At 68.9% G+C, this 22,150-nt stretch carries 21 protein-coding genes and 1 pseudogene; 15 read left to right on the top strand and 7 right to left on the bottom strand.

Features of this window, described 5'->3' with window-relative positions; translation table 11 throughout:
* Positions 1–3 precede the first annotated feature (3 nt).
* The 3 genes from GKZ92_RS15900 to GKZ92_RS15890 are packed head-to-tail and all read right to left on the bottom strand — an operon-like array spanning position 4 to position 3,665.
* Positions 4–1,293 carry a glycosyltransferase family 4 protein gene (locus GKZ92_RS15900; protein WP_155225413.1) on the bottom strand — a complete coding sequence of 430 codons (1,290 nt, stop codon included), beginning with the start codon at positions 1,291–1,293 and terminating at the stop codon, positions 4–6.
* Positions 1,290–2,843 carry a 1,4-alpha-glucan branching protein domain-containing protein gene (locus tag GKZ92_RS15895; protein ID WP_155225412.1) on the bottom strand — a complete coding sequence of 518 codons (1,554 nt, stop codon included), beginning with the start codon at positions 2,841–2,843 and terminating at the stop codon, positions 1,290–1,292. Before GKZ92_RS15895 ends, GKZ92_RS15900 begins: the two co-directional genes overlap by 4 nt.
* 3 nt (positions 2,844–2,846) lie before the next feature.
* Positions 2,847–3,665, bottom strand: a complete 819-nt coding sequence (locus GKZ92_RS15890; RefSeq protein ID WP_035751233.1) for a class I SAM-dependent methyltransferase — start codon at positions 3,663–3,665, stop codon at positions 2,847–2,849.
* Between the two features lie 231 nt (positions 3,666–3,896).
* Between GKZ92_RS15890 and GKZ92_RS15885 the strand changes: the two genes are divergently transcribed.
* The 11 genes and pseudogenes from GKZ92_RS15885 (at position 3,897) to ligA (ending at position 14,762) form a co-directional block, all read left to right on the top strand.
* Positions 3,897–4,682: an electron transfer flavoprotein subunit beta/FixA family protein gene (locus GKZ92_RS15885; RefSeq protein WP_035751234.1), complete on the top strand. Its 786-nt coding sequence runs from the start codon at positions 3,897–3,899 to the stop codon at positions 4,680–4,682.
* Positions 4,683–4,734: 52 nt separating this feature from the next.
* Complete coding sequence (locus GKZ92_RS15880; RefSeq protein WP_035751235.1) at positions 4,735–5,691, top strand: electron transfer flavoprotein subunit alpha/FixB family protein; 957 nt, start codon at positions 4,735–4,737, stop codon at positions 5,689–5,691.
* A 97-nt stretch (positions 5,692–5,788) separates the two neighbouring features.
* Positions 5,789–6,706 (top strand): GNAT family N-acetyltransferase, encoded by a 918-nt coding sequence (locus tag GKZ92_RS15875; protein WP_035751236.1) that lies wholly within the window; start codon positions 5,789–5,791, stop codon positions 6,704–6,706.
* 14 nt (positions 6,707–6,720) lie between these two features.
* Entirely contained in the window at positions 6,721–7,560 is an 840-nt protein-coding gene (locus GKZ92_RS15870; RefSeq protein WP_035751361.1) for a lysophospholipid acyltransferase family protein, read from the top strand.
* A 63-nt stretch (positions 7,561–7,623) separates the two neighbouring features.
* On the top strand, positions 7,624–8,103 hold the full coding sequence (locus tag GKZ92_RS15865) for a DUF4334 domain-containing protein (RefSeq protein ID WP_006359407.1): 480 nt from the start codon (positions 7,624–7,626) through the stop codon (positions 8,101–8,103).
* Positions 8,104–8,228: 125 nt separating this feature from the next.
* Positions 8,229–9,449: a cysteine desulfurase family protein gene (locus GKZ92_RS15860; protein WP_155225411.1), complete on the top strand. Its 1,221-nt coding sequence runs from the start codon at positions 8,229–8,231 to the stop codon at positions 9,447–9,449.
* Complete coding sequence (gene mnmA / locus GKZ92_RS15855; RefSeq protein WP_035751239.1) at positions 9,449–10,567, top strand: tRNA 2-thiouridine(34) synthase MnmA; 1,119 nt, start codon at positions 9,449–9,451, stop codon at positions 10,565–10,567. Before GKZ92_RS15860 ends, mnmA begins: the two co-directional genes overlap by 1 nt.
* A complete protein-coding gene (locus GKZ92_RS15850) occupies positions 10,513–11,580 on the top strand; it encodes a hypothetical protein (RefSeq protein WP_006359404.1) in 1,068 nt (355 codons plus the stop codon). Before mnmA ends, GKZ92_RS15850 begins: the two co-directional genes overlap by 55 nt.
* A 63-nt stretch (positions 11,581–11,643) precedes the next feature.
* Entirely contained in the window at positions 11,644–12,027 is a 384-nt protein-coding gene (locus tag GKZ92_RS15845) for an MmcQ/YjbR family DNA-binding protein (RefSeq protein WP_006359403.1), read from the top strand.
* A gap of 197 nt (positions 12,028–12,224) precedes the next feature.
* Positions 12,225–12,593 (top strand): annotated as a pseudogene (locus GKZ92_RS15840) (MmcQ/YjbR family DNA-binding protein).
* Positions 12,594–12,677: 84 nt separating this feature from the next.
* Positions 12,678–14,762: an NAD-dependent DNA ligase LigA gene (gene ligA / locus GKZ92_RS15835; protein ID WP_035751241.1), complete on the top strand. Its 2,085-nt coding sequence runs from the start codon at positions 12,678–12,680 to the stop codon at positions 14,760–14,762.
* 77 nt (positions 14,763–14,839) lie between these two features.
* On the opposite strand, the gene GKZ92_RS15830 is transcribed toward ligA, so the two are convergent.
* Entirely contained in the window at positions 14,840–15,352 is a 513-nt protein-coding gene (locus GKZ92_RS15830) for an O-acetyl-ADP-ribose deacetylase (RefSeq protein WP_035751242.1), read from the bottom strand.
* A gap of 15 nt (positions 15,353–15,367) precedes the next feature.
* Positions 15,368–16,039 carry a hypothetical protein gene (locus tag GKZ92_RS15825; protein WP_006359399.1) on the bottom strand — a complete coding sequence of 224 codons (672 nt, stop codon included), beginning with the start codon at positions 16,037–16,039 and terminating at the stop codon, positions 15,368–15,370.
* A gap of 186 nt (positions 16,040–16,225) precedes the next feature.
* On the opposite strand from GKZ92_RS15825, the gene gatC reads away from it, so the two are divergent.
* A complete protein-coding gene (gene gatC / locus GKZ92_RS15820) occupies positions 16,226–16,537 on the top strand; it encodes an Asp-tRNA(Asn)/Glu-tRNA(Gln) amidotransferase subunit GatC (RefSeq protein ID WP_006438859.1) in 312 nt (103 codons plus the stop codon).
* Positions 16,534–18,039: an Asp-tRNA(Asn)/Glu-tRNA(Gln) amidotransferase subunit GatA gene (gatA, locus tag GKZ92_RS15815; protein WP_035751243.1), complete on the top strand. Its 1,506-nt coding sequence runs from the start codon at positions 16,534–16,536 to the stop codon at positions 18,037–18,039. Before gatC ends, gatA begins: the two co-directional genes overlap by 4 nt.
* A 2-nt stretch (positions 18,040–18,041) precedes the next feature.
* Here the strand turns inward: gatA and GKZ92_RS15810 are convergent, their stop codons facing one another.
* A complete protein-coding gene (locus GKZ92_RS15810; RefSeq protein ID WP_308218282.1) occupies positions 18,042–19,220 on the bottom strand; it encodes an alpha/beta-hydrolase family protein in 1,179 nt (392 codons plus the stop codon).
* A 59-nt stretch (positions 19,221–19,279) separates the two neighbouring features.
* On the bottom strand, positions 19,280–19,993 hold the full coding sequence (locus GKZ92_RS15805) for a hypothetical protein (RefSeq protein ID WP_230461815.1): 714 nt from the start codon (positions 19,991–19,993) through the stop codon (positions 19,280–19,282).
* 167 nt (positions 19,994–20,160) lie between these two features.
* Here GKZ92_RS15805 and GKZ92_RS15800 point away from each other — a divergent pair, with 167 nt between their 5' ends.
* Positions 20,161–21,444: a sensor histidine kinase gene (locus tag GKZ92_RS15800; protein ID WP_075863868.1), complete on the top strand. Its 1,284-nt coding sequence runs from the start codon at positions 20,161–20,163 to the stop codon at positions 21,442–21,444.
* A gap of 10 nt (positions 21,445–21,454) precedes the next feature.
* A complete protein-coding gene (locus tag GKZ92_RS15795; RefSeq protein WP_075863867.1) occupies positions 21,455–22,147 on the top strand; it encodes a response regulator in 693 nt (230 codons plus the stop codon).
* Positions 22,148–22,150 lie beyond the last annotated feature (3 nt).

Raw genomic sequence — 22,150 nt, 5'->3', positions numbered from 1 at the left:
CGCTCAGGGAACGGGGTGGTCGGGCTTCGCCGGGTCGCGTTCGGGCAACGGACGCATCGGAATGTCCGGTCGTCCGACCGGATGGCGCACCCGGCGCTTGGCGGCCAGGTGTACCGACGCGGTGCGTTCGGCCACCTCGGCCCAGGAGAACTCGGCGGTCAGTCGGGCACGGGCCCGGAGGGCTCGCTGCGCTGCGGCGCCGGGGTCCGACAGTGTCGCGCGTACTGCGGCAGCGAGCCCGGCGACGTCGGCCGGTTCGAAGGTGAGGCCGGTGTCGGGTTCCTGCACGGCCTCGCCCAGGCCGCCGGCGGTCGAGACGATCAGCGGGATGCCGGTGGCCGCCGCCTCGAGGGCGACGATGCCGAACGGCTCGTAGCGGCTCGGCAAGACGATCGCGTCGCAGCGGTGCATGAGGGTCACCAGCTGGTCGTGGTCGACGGCGCCGATGAACCGCACCGCCTTGCTCACACGATGCTTGCGGGCCTGCTCCATCAGCCACTCTCGCTGGGTGCCGTCACCAGCGATGGTGAGAGTGGTACCCGGGTGGCTCCGACGGATACGGGGGAGTGCGGCCAGCAGGTCCTGCACACCCTTCTCGTACTCGAGGCGACCGGCGAACAACAGTTCCGCCGGTCCGATGGTCCGCGTGCGGGCCGCGAACGGCCATGTGCGGATGTCGATTCCGTTGTGGATCACCGCGATGTCGGCGGCGTCGTAACCGAAGAGTCGGTTCACCTCGTCGCGCATGGATGCCGAACAGGTGATGAGAGCGTCGGATTCGGCGACGAGCCACCATTCGACCGAGTGCACCTGCCGATTGGTGCGGCCGCTGACCCAGCCGCTGTGCCGACCGGCTTCGGTGGCGTGGATGGTGGAAACCAGTGGCACGTCGAAGAATTCGGCCAGCGCGATCGCCGGGTGGGCGACCAGCCAGTCATGCGCGTGCACGACCTCGGGGATCCATCGTGCGGTGGAATCGGCGAAAGCCCGTTCGCCGGCCAGGATCCTGAGCCCGGCACGGATGAACGAGTGTCCCATGGCGAGAGTCCAGGCCATCATGTCCTGACCGAACTCGAACTCCGGCGGGTCCTCGGCGACCGCGATCACGCGCACGCCGTCGACGACGGTGTCGGTCGTCGGATGGCTGACCGCATCGGTGCCCGACGGGCGTCGGGTCAGGACCGCCACATCGTGTCCGGCGGCGGCCATCTCGGTGGCGAGGTGATGCACATGCCGACCCAGTCCGCCGACGACGACGGGTGGGTACTCCCACGACACGAACAACACTTTCATCCGATGCTCCCCTCGGCATCCGCGGTCAGGATCGCGTGCAGACGGCGCGCGTCGAGTGCGGGGAAGAGATTGTCGGCCCGCGCCCAGTTCTGCGCGAGCGCCGCCGCCGCGTCGTCGCGACCACGGAGCGCGGCGTCGCTGATCTCCCGCGTGGCGTGCGCGTGCGTGTGCGCACGGGAGACAGCGTACTGCGCGGCAGTGTCCTTCGACACCATGAAAGGCCAGTCGGAGGACACCGTGAGCAGCGTCTCCCGGACGATCTGATCGGCGACACGGCTGCGCTCTCCGCCACCGGCGAGGAGTTTGGCCACGGCGTCGAGGGCGGTCTCGGTCACCTCCTCGTTGAGGGTGACGAGATGCTGCACCTGTGGACCGTTCCACACGCGCCAGTCCTTACCCGACCCCCACGACGACGCGGGGAGATCGACCGGCTCGCCGACGAGTCCGGATCGCGTTGCGCCGGCGAGGGTTCCGACCTTCACCCCGACCTCGGGCAGGCGACGAAGGACGCGTTCGAGCCAGATCGGACCCTCATGCCACCAATGCCCGAAGAGCTCGGTGTCGAAGGCCGCGACCACCAGGGCGTCGCGGCCGATGCGCGTCGACTCCACGATGAGGCGCTCGCGGACATGCCCGACGAAATCCTCGACGTGTCGGTCGATCACTGCGTCGACGTGTGCCGGGTCGTAGGGCTTCTTCTCGTCGCCCGGCACCGAGCGACCCGTGACGCGGAACCGCTTGAGTCCCGATTCGTGGTCGTAGGTGTGGAAGTCGCGGTAGGCGGCGTGGCCGGGATAGCCCGACTTCGGCGACCACACGCGGTAACTCACCGTGAGGTCGCGTCCATAGGCGATGACACCGCTGTCGCCGACCGGGCGGCCGAGTGCGGTGTCGCCGTGGAGGGTCGGGCCGTCGACCATGAAGTGCCCGACGCCGGCGCTGGCGTACTCGGCTTCCATGCCCGGCGCGAAGGCGCATTCGGGCGCCCAGATGCCTGCGGGGTCGAAACCCCAGCGCGCGTGCGCGTCGTGGAGACCCTCACGAAGGAAGAAGGTCCGCAGGCGTGGATCGAGCAGCGGAGCGAACGGATGCGCGAGCGGTCCGCCGAGGATCTCGGCGACCCCGCTCGAGGCGACGCGACGGATCAGCGGCGAGGCGCCGTGTCGCCACTTCGTCTCGAAGGTCTCCAGTGCTCGCTGGGCTTCGAGGTACTCACGGCGACCGGCGTCGGCGCGGTCGGCATCGTTCGACGTCGCGGCCTCGGTCGCCCGCAGCTGCCAGTCGGCCAGCCATTCGTACATCGACGACGCACAGTGAGGGTCGTCGAGCTGCGCGGCCAGGACCGGGGTGATCCCGAGGGTCAACTGGTCGGTGAGACCGTCGTCGGCGAGGCGCTCGAGGACGTCGAACAGTGGGATGTACGACGACGCCCACGACTGGTAGAGCCATTCCTCACCGACCGGCCAGCGACCGTGATTTGCCAGCCAGGGCAGGTGGGAGTGCAGGACGAAGGTGAACTGTCCCGGAACCTCGGGGGTGCTGATGGTCATTGCTCAGGCCCGGGTCGCCACCGCGAACAGGTCGAGCGAGGCATCGATGTCGGAGTCGCGCGCGTCGAGCACGGCGAAGTCCTCGGCGGCCACCCCGGCGACGTCGTCGACCAGGTCGGCCGGCCACGGTTCGCCGGCGAGGGCACGCTCGATCTGGGCGTCGATCAGCGATCCGCCCCACTTCTCGTCGAGCGCGGTCAGCCGCGGTCCGTGGTGCACGCCGAGCATCGCGTCGAGGGCGAACCCGCCCTCGACGATCAGTGCGGTGAGTTCGGCGGCGTTCAGCTCACGGGTGTGGAACGGGTTGAGAGGGGTGTCGCGGCCGGGGGAGAAGGTGATCCGGTTGGGCGTCGAGATCAGCAGCTCGCCGCCCGGACGCAGCACGCGTCGGCATTCGGCGATGAATGCGGCCTGGTCCCAGAGGTGTTCGATCACCTGGAAGTTCACCACGAGATCCACCGAGGCGTCGGCCAGCGGAAGATCGATCAGATTGCCCTGGTGCACGACGAGCCCGGGGTAGCGGCGACGGGTGTGTTCGACCGCCGAGGTGTCGTAATCGACGCAGACCACCGACGACGCCCCGGCGTCGGCGATCATCGCGGCCCCGTAGCCCTCGCCGGATCCGGCTTCCAGGATCTCGCGTCCCCGGCAGCGGTCGAGGATGTGGCGGTAGGCGATCTCGTGGCGGCGGAACCAGTAGTTCTCCGCGGGGATGCCCGGAACCGTCCGTTCACCGGTCAGCGCCAGCTGTTGGTCGGCGTCGAGGGACTCCAGACCGGTCATCCCGGCCGTCGGCGGAGAACCGAGGTCTGCGTCAGTCATCTGCAAGAGCGTAGGGCATGGGGTCGCGGCCTCCCGGTTCGTCCCGGCGGCGCGACCGACCGAGCGATCGTGCGTGATCGCTGCAGGGTTCCCTGTCCAGGTACGACGCCGGTCCAAAGTGTGAGGTAGTCAATGTTTAGTGAGAACATAGGAGACGCTAAAGTGGTGGAGACCCATGGCCTTACCCGCCGGTAAGTTGCCGAACCCGACGCAGGAGGTCGACGTAGACCAATGACAAACATTGTCGTACTGATCAAGCAGGTTCCCGACACGTGGTCCGAGCGCAAGTTGTCCGACGACGACTACACCTTGGACCGCGAGGCAGCTGACGCGGTTCTGGACGAGATCAACGAGCGCGCCGTCGAGGAAGCGCTGAAGATCAAGGAAGCCGACGGCGGTGAGGTCACCATCCTGACTGCGGGTCCCGACCGCGCCACCGACGCCATCCGCAAGGCTCTGTCGATGGGCGCCGACAAGGCGATCCACATCAAGGACGACCAGCTCCACGGCTCGGACGCGGTCCAGACCGCCTACGTCCTGGCCCGCGCACTGGGCACCGTCGAGGGCGTCGAACTCGTCATCGCCGGCAACGAGGCCACCGACGGCCGCGTCGGCGCGATCCCGGCCATGATCGCCGAGTACCTCGAGCTCCCGCACCTGACCCACCTGCGCAAGCTGACCCTCGAGGGCGAGACCCTCAAGGGCGAGCGCGAGACCGACGAGGGCATCTTCCACGTCGAGGCACAGCTCCCGGCGATCGTCTCGGTCAACGAGAAGATCAACGAGCCCCGCTTCCCGTCCTTCAAGGGCATCATGGCCGCGAAGAAGAAGGAAGTCACCGTCGTCTCGCTGGCCGAGATCGACGTCGAGCCGACCGACGTGGGCCTGGAGAACGCCGGCAGCGTCGTGAACTCCTCCACCCCGAAGCCGCCGAAGACCGCGGGCGAGCGCGTCACCGACGAAGGCGACGGCGGCACGAAGGTCGCCGAGTACCTGGTCGGCCAGAAGATCATCTGATCTTCCCCACCAGTCCATCCGGCGAACCCCAGACATTCAGGAGAAAACCAACATGGCAGAAGTACTCGTGCTCGTGGAGCAGGACGCCGAAGGCGCCCTGAAGAAGGTCACCAGCGAGCTCATCACCGCCGCCCGCGCTCTCGGTACCCCGTCGGCTGTCGTCGTCGGCAAGCCCGGTTCGGCCGACGCGATCATCGACGGCCTCAAGGAAGCCGGCGCCGAGAAGGTCTACGTCGCCGAGTCCGACGACGCGGCCGGCTACCTGATCAACCCGCAGGTCGATGTGCTGTCCTCGATCGCCGAGAGCGCTGCTCCGGCAGCGGTCCTGGTCGCGGCCACCGCCGACGGCAAGGAGATCGCCGGTCGTCTCGCCGTGCGTCTCGGCTCGGGTGTGCTCGCCGACGTCGTCGACGTCAAGGAAGGCGGCGTGGGCATCCACTCGATCTTCGGTGGCGCGTTCACCGTCGAGGCGCAGGCCAAGGGCGACACCCCGGTGATCTCGATCCGCCCCGGTGGCGTCGAGGCCGCTCCGCAGGCCGGTGCCGGCGAGCGTGTCGACGTCGAGGTCCCGGCAGCTGCCGAGAACGCCGTCAAGATCACCAAGGTCGAGCCGAACATCGGTGGCGACCGTCCCGAGCTCACCGAGGCGTCGATCGTCGTCTCCGGTGGTCGCGGTGTCGGTAGCGCCGAGAAGTTCTCGGTCGTCGAGGAGCTCGCCGACGCGCTCGGTGCCGCTGTCGGCGCCTCGCGCGCCGCCGTCGACTCCGGCTACTACCCGGGTCAGTTCCAGGTCGGTCAGACCGGTAAGACGGTGTCGCCGCAGCTCTATGTCGCCCTGGGCATCTCGGGCGCCATCCAGCACCGCGCCGGCATGCAGACCTCGAAGACCATCGTCGCCGTCAACAAGGACGAAGAGGCGCCGATCTTCGAGATCGCCGACTACGGCATCGTGGGCGACCTGTTCAACGTCGCCCCGCAGCTGACCGAAGAGGTCAAGAAGCGCAAGTGATCCGGTAGATCACGCAGTACCCCGGTGGCCCCTGACGTTCGCGTCGGGGGCCACCGTGCGTTCGCGGCCCGTTCACCCGAGGTCGCCGGAGCGGCACGTGTTCATCCGGATCGCCCCGACACGTCACGCGGCCGTGGTCGTGGCGACGCCGGCGGTGGCTTTCATACGGGGCATGAACGCTCTACAGTCCATCGCCACCGCCGCGGCAACCGATTCCGCCGTCTCGGCCACCCTGCTGACCGCCGGACCCGTGCGGGTGCTGGTGTCCGACGACGCGGCCGACATCCTTGCCGCCCAACGACTTCGCTACCGGGTCTTCGCCGATGAGCCCGGCTTCTCCGACCGTATCGGCGACGCGACCACCGGCTGCGACGCCGACCGGTTCGACGAGTTCTGTGAGCACCTCGTCGTGCGGCACGACGACCACGGCGTCATCGGGTGCGCACGGCTGCTGGCACCTCCGCGTGCGATCGCCGCCGGCGGCTGGTACTCATCCACCGAGTTCGACCTGAGTCGATTGGCCGACATCTTCTCCGAGACAGTCGAACTGGGGCGCGCCTGCGTGGACGGCAGGCATCGTGACGGATCGGTCACCGCCCTCATGTGGGCGGCCCTGCTGCAATACATGGATCTCGCGGGCTACCGGTACCTGATGGGTTGCGTGTCGGTGCCGCTGCACAGCCCGGGGGAGTGGATGCCCGGGTCCGTGCTGCGCGCCGTCCGCGACCGCCTGCGCGAGGAATATGCCGACGCCGATCGACGAGTCACCCCGCTGACGCCAGCACGCATCGGTGGGCGGCTCCTCGACGACATCACGCCGTCGGACACCATCGGGATGCCGCCCCTGATGCGCGGATACCTGCGGATGGGCGCCCGTATCTGTGGTGAGCCCGCCGTCGACGACGTCTTCGATGTCGCGGACTTCCTCACCCTCATCGACCGGGAGGGCGCCAACCGGCGCTATCTCGACCGCCTGCGATCGAGTGCCCAGCGTCTCGGCTCGGCAGGGGCCTGACCGCGGTGACCATCATGCCGGTGGAGCGTCACCCGTGGTTCCCGGTGAGCACCTGCGGGCATGCCTGCCTCGGTCCGCGGGCCGAGAGGCGGGCAGCCGACGCCGTGGTCACCGGTGGGCGGTTGTGTCGTCTGGCCGCGATCGCCGGCTGGATCGTCGCGACACCCATTGCCGACGGGACGATGGCGCGGCTCCGGAGGCGGCCCCGACGAGCCCTGCGTGCGCGGGCCGCGGGTCCGCTGCTCGCCGCGCTCGGCATCAGGGTCGTCGTCGACGACCGGCGGAGGGATCCGCGCGCAACCGGACTCATCGTCGCCAACCACATCTCCTTTCTCGACGTCCTCGCGCTGGCTCTCGTCAGCCCGGCACCGGTGGTGGCGAAGTCCGACGTCGTCGACATGCCGGTGGTGGCCGGGCTCGCGCGCCGGTTCGGGGTGATCGCGGTAGACCGTGGGACGCTGCGCGGACTCCCGGCGGCAGTGGGTGAGGTCTCCGCGCGCCTGGCAACCGGATCGTCGGTGATCGTGTTCCCGGAGGGGACAACCTTCTGCGGCCGGACCGGCGGTGCGTTCCGGCCCGCGTTCTTCCAGGCGGCGGTCGACGCCGGGGTGCCGGTGTTCCCGGTTCGCCTACGGTTCCTCGGGCCCGACGGGCGTGCCGCGACGGCCCCGAGCTTCATCGGCGACGACTCACCGCTCGACACCTTGCGCCGGGTGCTGCGGGCCCGCGGACTGACGGTGGTCGTCCGCCTCGAACACGCCGAGGTGCCGGGCGCCGACCGTCGCGAACTGGCCCGGCGTTGCGAGCGTGTGTTGAGCGCCGCGGAAAGTGACATCGAACGTTCTCTGATATAGGTTCCTTCGCAAGCGGCCGCGCACGCGGCCGAGGAGATCGCCGTATGTCGAAGGAGTCCGACGATGACGTCCACCCTGACCCGAGAAGCGGCCCGCGCCAAGTTCTTCGAACTGCGGGAAGCGGAAGGGCTCGTCGACGACGCGGTCCTCGACACCGTGTGGGCAGGACTGGCGACGCTGCGTCCCGAGGAGATGCTCGGCGCCTGGAAGGGCGGTGAGTTCACCACCGGCCACGCCATCAACGGGATGCTGGCGAAGGCCAACTGGTTCGGCAAGACCTTCACCTCGCGCAGCGATGTGCAGCCGCTGGTCTGCCGTGACGAGAACGGCAAGCTGTTCTCCAACGTCAAGCTCGGCAAGGGTGAGGCGAGCCTGTGGGCGGTCGAGTTCCGCGGGGAGATCACCGCGTCGATGGTCTACGACGGCCAGCCGGTCATCGATCACTTCAAGCGCGTCGACGACACCACCGTCATGGGCATCATGAACGGCAAGGGCGGCGTCATCGACGGACGGCACCTGTACTTCTACCTCGAACGCGTCTGAGACGTCCGAGAAGGCGGCCGCGGGGTCTGGTCGGGTGGTCGGGCGCCCGATGACCAGCGCGTGCACACAGCGCTCACAAGTCGCGGAATTTGTCGACGTCCGCCGCGCGTTTATCCTTGCTAGCGATGCCCCTGTCAACCCGAGTGCCGCCGCGCACATCCGTCTACCTCGACCACGCCGCTTCGACGCAGATGCTGCCCGAAGCCGTCGAGGCGATGACCGCTGTCTTCGGTGCCCCGGGCAACGCCTCGTCACTGCACGGTTCCGGCCGAACCGCCCGACGCCGCCTCGAGGAGGCGCGCGAGGCGATCGCCGCGGCCGTCGGTGCACGTCCGTCGGAGGTCATCTTCACCGGCGGCGGCACCGAATCGGACAACCTCGCGATCAAGGGCATCTACTGGGCCCGTCGCCGCGCCGATGAGCAGCGTCGCCGCATCATCGTGTCGGCGGTGGAGCACCACGCGGTCCTCGATCCCGCCCAGTGGCTCGCGGCCGACGCCGGCGCAGAACTCGTGGTGCTGCCGGTCGGCGCCGACGGCGTGGTCTCACCCGCCGAGCTCCGGGCCGAACTCGAGGCAAACGCCGACCAGACGGCCCTCATCTCGGTCATGTGGGCCAACAACGAGGTGGGTTCCATCCAGCCCATCGCCGAGATCGCCGCGCTCGGAGCCGAGTTCGGCGTACCGGTGCACTCCGATGCCATCCAGGCCGTCGGCCACCTGCCGGTCGACTTCGCCGCCAGCGGACTGTCCGCGCTGAGCCTCGCCGCCCACAAGTTCGGCGGTCCGCAGGGCGTCGGCGCGCTGCTGCTCGGCCGCGAGGTCGCCTGCGTCCCGCTGCAGCACGGCGGCGGCCACGAACGGGACGTGCGGTCGGGAACCCAGGATGTCGCCGGCGCCGCCGGCATGGCCGCCGCGCTGACCTGGTGCGTCGAACACCTGGAGGAGAACACCGCCCGCGTGCGCGCCCTGGCGTCGCGGCTCTCCGAGACCCTGCTCGGTGTCGAAGGGGCGGTACGCAACGGCGCCGCACCAGATGCACGGCTTCCGGGAAACGTCCACGTCTCCTTCATCGGCTGCGAGGGCGACTCTCTGCTCATGCTGCTCGACGCCAAGGGCATCGAATGCTCCACCGGTTCCGCCTGCACGGCGGGTGTCGCGCAGGCCAGCCATGTGCTGCTCGCGATGGGGCTCGACATGGCCGACGCCCGGTCGTCGCTGCGGTTCTCGCTCTCCCACACGACCACCGACGCCGACATCGACGCGGTGGCGCAGGTCATCGACGAGGTCGTGGATCGAGCTCGCGCCGCCGGCCTCGTCTCCGCACCCGGCGGAAAGGTCTCGTGATGCGCGTACTCGCAGCAATGAGCGGCGGCGTCGACTCGGCGGTCGCGGCGGCACGTGCCGTCGACGCCGGGCACGAGGTCGTCGGCGTCCACCTCGCTCTCTCCACCGCGCCCGGAGCCCTGCGCACCGGATCGCGCGGCTGTTGCTCGCGGGAGGACGCCTCGGACGCCCGCCGCGCCGCGGACGTGCTCGGAATCCCTTTCTACGTCTGGGATTTCGCCGACCGGTTCAAGGACGACGTCATCGACGAATTCGTCGAGGCCTACGCCGCCGGACGCACCCCCAACCCCTGCCTGACGTGCAACGAGAAGATCAAGTTCGCCGCGCTCGCCGACAAGGCGATCGCCCTCGGCTTCGACGCCCTCGCCACCGGTCACTATGCGCAGCTCGTCGACGGCGAGCTGCGTCGCGCCGTCGACCACGACAAGGACCAGTCCTACGTGCTGGCCGTCCTGACGCGCGAGCAGCTGTCCCGCGCGCTGTTCCCGATCGGTGACACCCCGAAGGCCGAGATCCGGGCGGAGGCGGCACGCCGCGGTCTCGCGGTGGCCGACAAGCCCGACTCGCACGACATCTGCTTCATCCCCAGCGGCGACACCCGCGCCTTCCTCGGTGCCAAGATCGGCATCCGTCCGGGCGCGGTCGTCGACGCCTCCTCCGGCGAGCGCCTCGCCGACCACGAAGGAGTCCACGGCTTCACCATCGGACAGCGCAAGGGCCTCGGCATCGATGCGCCCGCAGCCGACGGCAAGCCGCGCTACGTCACCGAGATCGACCCGGCGTCGGGCACCGTCACGGTCGGCACCGCCGAGGACCTGCAGGTCTGGGGCATCACCGCGACCCGTGCGGTGTGGACGTCGGGCATCACCCCCGACGAGCCGTTCGAGGCCGTGGTCCAGGTGCGTGCACACGGCGGGCTCGCACCCGTCACCGCGACCCCGACCATCGTCGCCGGCGAACCCGCGATCGACATCGCCCTGCACGAACCGCTGACCGGCGTCGCACGCGGTCAGGCCGCCGTGCTGTACCTGCCGGACGCGGAGCACGGCGACCAGGTCGTGGGATGCGGGCGGATCGCGTCCACCTCGTCGCAGCCGACCGCCGTCGCGACTCGGTGACCACACCAGGCCTGCCCACCGGTGTCGGAACCGGCGTGGGCTCGATGCCCGGCACCGATCCGCGCGCGGCGGCCGCCGTGGTCAACGGTGAGCTCGACCTCGCACACCTCGTCGAACTCCCCGGTCGCGGGGCGGGTTCGGATCTGATCGGCCGGATGGCCGCGATCCTCGTGGACCTCCCGATGGACACCGCGACCTGGGGATACCGTCTGGCGCAACGGGAATCGCAACTGACCCGCCGCGCCCGCGACTTCCTCAAGGAGGATCTCGACGTCGTCGAGGAGCTATGGGAGACAGCGGGATTCGTCGGTACCGGGCGTCCGTTCAAGGTCCAGGTCGCCGGTCCGTTCACCACCTCGGCTTCTGTAGAACTGCCGAACGGCCATCGCGTGCTGAAGGATCCGGGAGCGGTCCGCGACATCGTCGCGTCGACTGCCGAAGGGCTCCGTGAACACGTCGGCGAGATCAAGCGCCGCCTCGGCGCACAGGTCGTCGTCCAGATCGACGAGCCGATGATCGGTCGAGTCATCGACGGAACCGTCAAGCCCCTCACCCGGTTCGACCCGATCCGGGCGGTCCCCGCCGTCGAGGCGGCGCGGGCCCTCACCGAACTCATCGAACACGTCGACGCGCCGGTGGTGCTCCACGACTGCAACCGGCCCCGCTGGGACCTCCTCGAACACCTTCGGGGCGTGGCGTACTCGATCGACGTCACCGCACCCACCGACGCCGACCTCGACGGCATCGGGATGCTCATCGACCGCGGGGACATCCTCGTGGCCGGCCGAATCCCGTCCACCGCGCCGAAGCGACCGGTGAACGCCGACACCGTCGCGACCGACCTCGCCGCCATCACCGATCGCATCGGCCTCAGCCGAAAAGTGTTGTCCGAGAATGTTATCGTCACACCGACCTGCGGTCTCGCCGGGGCGTCGGAGAGCTGGGCGAAAAAGGCTCTCGCGGTGACCGCCGAAGCGGGTCAGCTGCTCGGCACCGACCCGACCGCGCTCTGACCTCCTGGAGCCGGTGCCCTGGAAGCTCTGCGGAACGCCGCCTGCCGGAACTATCCTGCGAGGGTGCCGCATCCGATCATGTTCGACGACGCGGACCCGATCCTGGGTCGCGTCCGCGAGATCGCGCTCGCGCTGCCCGACGCCACCGAGGTCGTCGCGCACGGTCGCCCGACGTTCCGGTGCGGCAAGATGTTCGCCAACTACGGCGGCGGCCTCAAGGGTGGCAAGGTCCGCTATGACCAGTCGATCCTGTTCATTCCCGACGAGTCGGAGAAACCGGCCCTTGAGGAGGACCCGCGGTTCTTCGTGCCCGCCTACTACGGCCCCTACGGCTGGCTGGGCCTGATCCTCGAGGACACCACCGACTGGGACGAGGTCGCCGAACTCCTCGACGCGAGCTACCGGCAGGTCGCGCCGAAGCGCTCCCTGGCCAAGCTCGACGGCTGAGGTTCTGTGGATTTGAGGGCATGCCCCGAGACTCTCCCGTGACCGGCGGCGAGGTGCTCGGAAGACTCAGACCCACACATACCCCCGGATTCTCGTCCCCGTGACAGGCACCCGAGGGCAAGTTGCCCTCGACAGTCACTGAGGGGGACGAGATTTCGCGTCCGGCGGAACTATCCTGCGAGGGGCCGCATCCGATCATGTTCGACGACGCCGACCCGATCCTGGGTCGCGTCCGCGAGATCGCCCTCGCGCTTCTCGACGCCACCGAGGTCGTCGCACACGGCCGCCCGACGTTCCGGTGCGGCTAGATGTTCGCCAACTACGGCGGCGGTCTCAAGGGTGGCAAGGTCCGTCACGACCAGTCGATCCTGTTCATTCCCGACGAGGCGGAGAAACCCGCGCTCGAAGAGGACCCGCGGTTCTACGTACCCGCCTACTACGGCCCCTACGGGTGGCTCGGACTGATCCTCGACGGTGACACGGAGTGGGACGAGGTCGCCGAACTCCTCGATGCCAGCTACCGGCACGTCGCGCCGAAACGGTCCCTGGCCAAGCTCGACGGCTGACCCTTCGAGACGCCCTCCGCAGGCTCCGGGCTCCTCAGGGAGCAGAGAGGCGAGCCTGTCCGAGCACTCCGATACCCTCGGGACGTGGCAGAAACAACGGAGTCGGGGGCCATCGAGCAGTCGGGACCCGAGGCAGACCTGCGCGAAGAGTGGGCGGCTCTCGCCGAGGAGATCCGCGACCATCAGTTCCGTTACTACGTGAAGGATGCGCCGGTCATCACCGACGGCGAGTTCGACGAGCTGCTGCGCCGCCTGCAGGATCTCGAGGAGCGCCATCCCGAGCTCGCCACCCCCGATTCGCCGACCAAGCTCGTCGGCGGTGGTTTCTCGACCGCATTCTCCCCGGTCGACCATCTCGAGCGGATGATGTCGCTGGACAACGTCTTCGACTACGAGGAGATGACCTCCTGGGTCGAGCGGGTCAACTCCGACGCCAGCGCCGAGGCCGAGTTCCTCTGCGAACTCAAGATCGACGGCGTCGCGCTGGCGCTGGTGTATCGCAACGGTGTCTTGGAACGCGGCGTCACCCGCGGCGACGGGCGCACCGGCGAGGACGTCTCCCTCAACGCCCGCACCATCGAGGACATCCCGCAGCGCCTCACGGCCTCCGACGAGTACCCGATCCCGGACGTCCTCGAGGTGCGCGGCGAGGTCTTCTTCCGGGGGGAGGATTTCGAGGCGCTCAACGCGTCCCTGGTGGCCGACGGCAAGCCGCCGTTCGCCAATCCCCGCAATTCGGCGGCCGGTTCGCTGCGTCAGAAGAACCCGCAGGTCACGGCTCGTCGCAAACTGCGGATGATCTGTCACGGTATCGGTCACACCGAGGGCTGGCGGCCGGAGTCGCTGCATGATGCGTATCTCGCGCTCGGTGCATGGGGGCTACCGGTGTCGACGCACACCACCAAGGCTTCGGGCGCTGCCGAGATCCTCGAGAAGATCTCCTACTGGGGCGAGCACCGTCACGACGTCGAGCACGAGATCGACGGCATCGTGGTCAAGGTCGACGACTTCACCCTGCAGCGCCGCCTCGGTTCCACCTCGCGTGCACCGCGATGGGCGATCGCCTACAAGTACCCACCGGAGGAGGCCACCACCAAGCTGCGCGACATCCAGGTCGGCGTCGGACGCACCGGTCGCGTCACACCGTTCGCGGTGCTCGAACCAGTCCTCGTCGCCGGCTCGACCGTCTCCCGGGCCACCCTGCACAACGGCTCGGAGGTCAAGCGCAAGGGCGTCCTCATCGGCGACACCGTGACCATTCGCAAGGCCGGCGACGTGATCCCCGAGGTCCTCGGACCGGTCGTCGACCTGCGCGACGGCTCCGAGGTCGAGTTCGAGATGCCCGAGCGCTGCCCGGAATGCGGTACGCCGTTACGTCCGGAGAAGGAATCCGACGTCGACGTCCGGTGCCCGAATCAGGAGAGTTGCCCGGCACAGTTGCGGGAGCGGCTCTTTCACCTCGCCGGGCGCGGCTCTTTCGACATCGAGGCGCTCGGCTACGAGGCGGCGACCGCGCTGCTGTCGGCCAAGGTGATCCGCAACGAAGGAGACCTGTTCTCCATCACCGCCGACGATCTCGCCCGCACCGATCTGTTCACGACGAAGGCCGGCGCGCTGTCGGCGAACGGAAACCGTTTGCTGGCCAACCTCGACAAGGCCAAGGACGTCGCGCTGTGGCGGGTGCTGGTGGGTCTGTCGATCCGCCATGTCGGTCCCACTGCCGCGCGCGCGCTGGCCACCGAGTTCGGCTCGCTGGAGGCCATCGAATCCGCCGACGTCGAACAACTGGCCGACGTCGAGGGCCTCGGCATGACCCTCGCACAATCGATCCACGACTGGTTCACCGTCGACTGGCATCGCGAGATCGTCGAGAAGTGGCGTGCGGCAGGCGTTTTGATGAAGGACGAGCGTGACGAGTCGATCGCGCGAACGCTCGAGGGCAAGACCATCGTCGTGACCGGATCGCTGGTGGACTTCTCCCGTGACGGCGCCAAAGAGGCGATCCTGCAGCGCGGGGGCAAGGCGTCGGGTTCGGTGTCGAAGAAGACCGACTACGTGGTCGTCGGCGATTCGCCGGGAAGCAAGGCCGACAAGGCCGAACAACTCGGCGTCCCGGTACTCGACGAGGACGCGTTCAAGCGACTGCTGGAGACCGGCAGTCCTGAGTAGACGGGGTCACCGCCAGACGCGGCCGGCAGATCGGTGATGCGTTCGCTTGGTAGCACTGCCACGAAGAGCAGGCAGCGTCAACCGTTCAGCGCCTTGTCGAAGGCGCGATATGCCCGCGGGTCGAACAACACGAACCGGATCTCCGTCATCATGGTGTCGGCGGACCGGACCGTGTCGACCGCCCGGCGTGCGCCGTCGTCCATCGGCCAGCCGTAGACGCCGGTCGAGATGGCCGGGAAGGCGATCGTCGATGCACCCAATTCGTCTGCGACACGCAGAGATTCGCGATAGCAGGAGATCAGGAACTCGGAACGGTCCTCGTCGTAAGAGTGCACCGGCCCGACGGTGTGGATGACCCAGCGTGCGTCCAGATCGCCCGCAGTGGTGGCGACCGCCTCGCCGACCGGTAGACCGCGCTTGTAGCGACCGGCCCGGAGGTCCTTGCACTCGGCGAGAATCGCGGGACCCCCGCGACGGTGGATGGCCCCGTCGACCCCGCCGCCGCCGAGCAGCGTCGAATTGGCGGCGTTGACGATCGCGTCGACCGACTGAAGGGTGATGTCTCCCTGCACGAGCGTGATGGAGGTCATGGCTCCATCATCGCGCTATCCGTCGGCGCGCAACACCGTACTGACGATGCCTGCCAGGTAGCCGAGCCGGGCGACCTCGGATGGCCGAAAATCGGGTCCGCCGATGCGGCCGAGCAGGACCGCCTTGTCGTTGGAGCCGATGGGCGCCGCGGCGAGTCGGGTGTCCATGTCCTGCCAGGCATCCGGTACCCAGTCGCCCTCCGCGTCGAGCTGTGCCGCATGCTCCAGCGGGAGCCAGTCGGCCCGGGTGAGCGGGGTTTCCGGCGCCCCGGAGGAACCGAACAGCTGCAGTACGCCGCCGCTGGCCTTGGTGATGACCATCGCCCACGACACCCGCAGTACGCGCGGGGCGTTGTCGACGAGGACCTGGAGCCGGTCGTTGCGCTTGGCGGTGGCGACCTGGTCGACGAGTTCGAGTTCACGATGGGTGTCGAGCACACCGGAGTACGGGCGGATGGAATCCACCCGGACGCCGTTGACCTTCTCGGCGGCCGTGATCAGGCTGTCGGGCAGTGAGCCCGGCGGGACCTCGACGACGAGGTCGTCGACGGCGTAACCGTTGCCGCGTTCGACCACCTCGAGAGACAGGATGTCTGCACCGACCGAACCGAGTTGCACGGCGAGCACGCCGAGACTGCCGGGACGGTCCTCGAGGTAGACGCGCAACAGGTAAGACACGTGGGCCATTCTCGCACTCGTGAGGGTCGGGCGCGCACCGCCGGGGAGGGGCGGACCGAGCCCGGGCGTGCAAACGGTGGCTGAAGTGAGTCGGATCGGCGCGTTCCCATAGGCTGGAGAGGCACATCTGCGTCGCGAAGGCGCCGCGGTGGGCATTCATTCCCGAGCAAGTGATGGTGAGAAAGGGCGATGACGGTGGCTGGCGAACCGAAGTCCATATCGCGAGAAGAGGTCGCGCACCTGGCGCGATTGTCGCGACTGGCGCTGAGCGAGGACGAACTCGATGTCTACGCCAAGCAGCTGGACTCCATCCTGACCCACGTCGCATCGGTGTCCGAGGTGGCTGCCGACGACGTGCCCGGCACCGCCCATCCGGCCGAGCTCGCCAACGTGCTGCGCCCCGACGTCGTCGTGCCCGGTCTGAGCACCGACGCCGCGCTGTCCGGTGCGCCGGCCGTCGAGCAGGACCGTTTCGCCGTTCCGCAGATCCTGGGAGAAGAGCAGTGAGCCCCGCGTCGCACGCCGCAGCGCCTCGTCCCGCCGGTGACCTGACCGGTCTGTCCGCCGCCGAACTCGCCACCAAGATCGCGACCCGCGAGGTCAGTTCGGTGGAGGTCACGCAGGCACACCTCGATCGCATCGCCGAGGTCGACGGTGAGCTCGGTGCCTTCCTGCATGTCAGCGGCGCCGAGGCGCTCGTCGCCGCCAAGGCTGCCGACGATGCGATCGCCTCGGGCGACGCGGTGTCGTCGCTCGCCGGTGTGCCCATCGCGCTCAAGGACGTCTTCACCACCACCGACGCCCCCACCACGTGCGGTTCCAAGATCCTCGAGGGATGGGTGCCGCCCTACGACGCCGCGGTCACCGAACGTCTCCGCGCCGCGGGCATCCCGATCCTGGGCAAGACCAACATGGACGAGTTCGCCATGGGCAGCTCGACCGAGAACTCCGCCTACCAGCTGACCCGAAACCCGTGGGACCCCACCAAGATCCCGGGTGGCTCGGGTGGTGGCAGCGCCGCGGCACTGGCCGCGTACGAGGCGCCGCTGGCGATCGGCACCGACACCGGTGGCTCCATCCGTCAGCCGGCCGCGGTCACCGCGACCGTCGGCGTCAAACCCACCTACGGAACCGTCTCGCGCTACGGACTCGTCGCCTGTGCGTCGTCGCTGGACCAGGGTGGCCCGTGTGGTCGTACAGTTCTCGACACCGCGATGCTGCACGAGGTCATCGCCGGGCACGACCCGCGCGACTCGACGTCGATCAACGTCCCGGTGCCCGACGTGGTCGCCGCCGCCCGCGAAGGTGCCGAGCAGGACCTCAAGGGTGTCAAGATCGGCGTCGTCACCGAACTGCAGGGCGAGGGCTACCAGTCGGGCGTGCTCGACTCGTTCCACCAGGCCGTCAAGCTCCTCACCGAGCGCGGCGCCGAGGTCGTCGAGGTCAGCTGCCCGCACTTCACCTACGCGCTCGGCGCCTACTACCTGATCCTCCCCTCGGAGGTGTCGTCGAACCTCGCACGCTTCGACGCCATGCGATACGGCCTGCGTGTCGGCGACGACGGTTCGCATTCGGCCGACGAGGTGATGGCACTGTCCCGCGAGGCCGGGTTCGGACCAGAGGTCAAGCGCCGCATCATGATCGGCACCTATGCGCTGTCGTCGGGTTACTACGACGCCTACTACGGTCAGGCACAGAAGGTCCGCACCCTGATCTCGCGCGACTTCACCAACGCCTTCGAGAAGGTCGACGTGCTGATCTCGCCGACCACGCCGACCACCGCCTTCCCGATCGGGGAGAAGGTCGACGACCCGCTGGCGATGTACCTGTTCGACCTCTGCACACTGCCGGTGAACCTGGCCGGGATCGGCTCGATGTCGGTGCCGTCGGGTCTGTCCGAGGACGACGGCATGCCCGTCGGCCTGCAGATCATGGCGCCCGCCCTCGCCGACGATCGGCTCTACCGCGTCGGCGCGTCGTATGAGGCGGCTCGCGGCGCGATCATCTGAGGTCATCGCGGCAGGCCGGTAACCCAATGCGCCTGCTCCACCCCGTAGCGGTGTCCGACGCCGGTGGGCCCGTCGAGTGCGGCCAGCAGGTCGACGCTGGTCTGCAGGAAGCTGATCACCGGCAGCCAGGGGACCTGGGGCACCCTCGGTCCGCCGAGTACGGTCCCGTCCGGCGTCGTCGCGGGACGCCACAGCGAGCTGAGCGACCACCGGATCACCGGATCGGTGCGATTGGCCACGACGACCCGCGGTGAGTCCGACTCCGCGGCCACCGTCTCGGCGGGCGGTGCGGTCAGCACGGTCTCGGCGAGCAGTCCCGGGTGGCGGTCCTCGAGCCAGGTGCGGGCGGCGTCGGCGCCGACCGCGCCCAGGCTCTGGCCGTAGAGCACCAGCAGGGGCCGGTCACCAGCGGGTCGGCCCTGCAACACCTCCGCGACCTCGCGAACCAGCGCGATCGACGACTCCGTCGCCGCGGCGTCGTCGGAGATGAACGCCTGCCACGACGGGACGTCGGCGTAGGGGAGCACCAGGATTCGGACGTCGGCGCCGAAGCGGTCGACGAAGCCGGTGACCGCGGCCGGGTCGACCCAGCCCGATCCGGTGGGGACGGCCACGATCACCGCCCGCGCCGACAGTCCGTCGGCGCCCAGCCACGTCTTCACCAATCGTGTTGCCGGACGCTCGAATTCCGGTGCCGAGAGCTCCCCGCGCAGCAGTGTCCCGGATTCGGAGACGGTACGCGGCAGCGGTTGTCCTTCGTCGGCACCCGCAGAGGCTGGGGTGAGGAGGCCCGCGGTGAGCGCGACCGCCGCCGCCGCGATGACCGCGGTGACACGAGGGACGACCACGGTTGCGGCAACGACCGCGACGGGTGCGAGCGTGGCGCCCGCCCACCAGTCGGGGCCGACCGGCAGTGCACCGACGGCAGCACGGATCAGGTTCTGCCACCACACTGCCAGTCCCGCACCGCCGGCCGCGACCAGCACGCCGACACCGAGGACGTCGCGTCGTGTCTGCCCATCCGGTTGCCCGTGGCGTCGGGATACCCATCGCGCCAACAGCATTCCGATGACCGCGCCCAGTGCCGTGACGCCGGTCGTCACGACCGTGGTCGTCATCGCATCGCGCGGAAGTGTGCCAGGGTGGAGGGCGACGAGATATGCGACGACGACGCTGATCACGAGGACAGGGTGAGGCAGGTGTCGCCCGGTGTGCGCCGACGTTGGTGCGGGCGAGGCCATCACGAGAGCTCCTCGGTGGTGGTCCCGGTGCGGGGGTGCCGGTCGACGAGTGCGCGTTCGACCGTGGTGGACACCAGTTGCGGGATCGATTCGTGCCGGGTCGGCGGTCCGCCGAACTGACGCCAGGTGTTCCAGGACAAGCCGATCCGGGCGACGCGTGCCGCGGCGTCGCACGCCGGGTTGCTGCACGAGCGCTGCATCGCGTCGATCAGCATGCGGTCCAGGGCGAACCGCGCCCACGAGCCCAGTGGACGACCGTCGGTGGCCGCCGCGCGCAGCAGGTCGTAACCGAGATCATGTGTGCGGCAGAGCGGTGTGAACCGGTCGGGGAGCGGTACCGGGGAGGAGCAGTCGCCGTTCGGGTCGCTGGGCACACCCGCCACGACGGCCGGCGTGTAACCCATGTGCACGTCGAAGGTCGCGGGCAGGACGCCCATCGTCGTGGCCGGGGCAGGCCCCGTCAGCGCCACGACGGCGGCGGCGTACGGGTTGTCGGCGTCCTCCGGGTCGGGGACGACCACACCCATGGTCGAAATGACGTCACCGGCGACCGCGTGCGCCGTCGACATCCACTGTCCGGCAAGGAGAAAGGTCAGTGTCAGTGCGGCGACCAGCCAGCGGTGCGGACGTCGTGGGCGTGTGCGACCGGCATGATCGGTGAGTTGAGAAGTGTTGGCCGAAGGACATTTCCGCAGTGGACCTGGAGGGTTCATGGGCATTGACGCTAGGGAGCGCAACCGCCTGGCCACATCGCTCCGACGGGCGGTTCCCGCTCACCGGTCGGGGCGGGGATCCGGAGTGCGGACACTACTCGGGAACGAGTGCATCTCCCCCGAAAGTATGAGGACTGCCGGTCCTCACCGGGCCTAGGGTGAACCTCATGTTCGGTTTACGCAAGCATCTGCGCGCGGCCGGCGGCGACTTCGTTGACTGGGCGTCCACCGCGCCCGTCGCCCAGGACCCCGCGGTGCGTGCCTACTTCTCCAAACGGGTCAACTGGTTCTTCTTCGTCGTCGCCTTGATCATGTACTCGATCGCCTGGCCGACGCTGCCCGTCACGCATGCCGTGCCGGTCTTCCTACTGCCTCTTGTCGCGGCGTTCGCGGCACTGCCGATCGCGCTCGCCTGGTCGGCGCCACTGGTCGGCTGGGCGATCTCGGTGGTCTCGGCTCAGGTCATCGGCTTGATCGTGCCGACGCACAGCGGGTGGGAGCTGACCATCCAGGTCACTCACTTCATCGAGTTGCTCGTGCTGACCTTCATGGTCATGCTCCGCTGCCAGTTGCGGTGGATACCGGTGGTGTGGCTGACGACCTCCCTCGTCGTCGCCTATGCGGTTCACCCGGCGTGGATCGTCGGGATCTCGGTGCTCGCGGTGGTCGTGACACTGCTCCGCGGACTGATGGCGTCACGACGGCAACTCGCCGTGCGCACGAAACAGACCGAGGAGGCGGAGGCGGAATCCGCAGTGTTGCAGGAGCGTGCACGCATCGCCCGCGACCTGCACGACGTGGTGGCTCACCGGATGTCGATGGTCGTCGTCATGTCGCAGACCGCGCGGTACCGGATCGACGACGTCTCACCCGCTGCGGCAGCCGAATTCGACGCCATCGCCGACGCCGCCCGGACCTCGCTCGACGAGGTGCGGCAGCTGCTCGGGGTGTTGCGGATCGAGGGTGCCGAGACCGTCGCGGCCCCCAATCCGGGACTGGCGCAGGTCGAATCGCTCGTCGCCGAGACCCGTCGGGCCGGCTCCGAGGTCACCGTGAACCGGGAGGTCGACGATGAGATGGTCGGTGAGTCGGCAGCACTCGTCATCTACCGGATCGTCCAGGAGTCGCTCGCCAACGCCACCCGGCACGCGCCGGGCAGCCGCACCCTGGTGAGCGTCACCCCGGGGGAACGCGGCACGGTCGAGGTGGCCGTGGTCAACTCGGCTCCGACGGCGGCGCCCCTCGGGATCGGCGGTAACGGCGTCGGCATCCCCGGAATGCTCGAACGTGCTCAGGCAGTGGGCGGTTCGCTCCTCGCGGCACCGACGGTCGAGGGCGGGTTCGCGGTGCGCGCGCGTATCCCGGCGACACCGCCACGGGACGGCATCCTGCCCGACGCGGCCCGGTCCGTAACGACGCCGAAGGTCCCCTCACCGGCCTCCGACCAGTAGCGTGTCAGGCGTGCCGATCAACGCGGAACCGCTACAAGCACAGGGCAGCTCCCGCCCGATCACCGTCGTCATCGCCGACGACCAGGCGATGGTCCGACAAGGCTTCTCGGCCCTCCTCGCCGCTCAGTCCGACCTGTCCGTGCTCGGCGACGCCGCCGACGGCGTGGAGGCGGTCGAGGTGTGCAAGCGGGTGCGGCCCGACGTCGTCCTGATGGATGTGCGGATGCCGCGCAAGGACGGACTGTGGGCCGCCGAGCAGATCCTGTTGGCCGGGCTGGAGCCGCCGACCCGCGTGCTGATGCTCACCACCTTCGACATCGACGACTACGTCTACGAGGCGTTGCGGATCGGCGCGTCGGGGTTCCTGCTCAAGGATGCCCCGGCCGACGAGCTCGTGCGCGCGGTGCGGGTGGTCGCCGCCGGTGAGGCCCTGCTCGCGCAGTCGATCACCAAGCGGCTCATCACCGAGGTGACCGCCCGACGTCGACGCCCCGCCCGGAACCCGGCGCTGGAACATCTCACGCCGCGGGAGCGGGAGGTTCTCGACCTGGTGGCCGACGGCAAGTCGAACGCCGAGATCGGCGCCGACCTCTTCGTCACCGAGCAAACCGTCAAGACCCACGTGAGTAGTCTGCTGGGCAAGCTCCGGCTGCGGGACCGCGCTCAGGCGGTCGTCTTCGCCTACGAGAACGGCATCAAGTGAATT

Origin of the sequence: Gordonia sp. 135, assembly GCF_009720185.1 — a bacterium.
GTDB classification, from domain to species: domain Bacteria; phylum Actinomycetota; class Actinomycetes; order Mycobacteriales; family Mycobacteriaceae; genus Gordonia; species Gordonia alkanivorans.
The sequence above is the reverse complement of the archived record's forward strand: the minus strand, read 5'-3'. Positions and strand labels throughout refer to the sequence as shown.